A 308-nucleotide genomic window follows, 5' to 3' on the forward strand; every position below is an offset into this window, starting at 1 on the left:
TCTGTACACAAAATATCAATCGCCCCTAAGTCCTGTATGGCATTGAGTTTCTTGATAACCACTTTTTCCTTGGCCATAATGATGGAGCCTTTTGCTAGACTGGCCGTGATAATCATAGGAAGCATCTCAGGTGTAAGCCCAACACCAACACTCAAAGCAAATACGCCAGCTTCCAACCAGTCGCCATCTGTTAAACCATTGGACAAGAAAACGATGGGCACCATGACCAGCATCAAACGAATCAAGAGCCACGAAATACTATTCATTTCTCGCTCAAACGAAGTAGGCTCGTCATAGGTGTTCAAAGT

Annotated in this window: 1 pseudogene; it reads right to left on the reverse strand. The window is 44.2% G+C overall.

What is annotated here, in order from left to right:
- Positions 1 to 266, reverse strand: a pseudogene (locus ACFX59_RS18325) (magnesium-translocating P-type ATPase); the annotation flags it as partial.
- Positions 267 to 308: the final 42 nt, after the last annotated feature.

Source organism: Sphingomonas sp. NCPPB 2930 (assembly GCF_042867205.1).
GTDB lineage: Bacteria > Pseudomonadota > Alphaproteobacteria > Sphingomonadales > Sphingomonadaceae > Sphingomonas.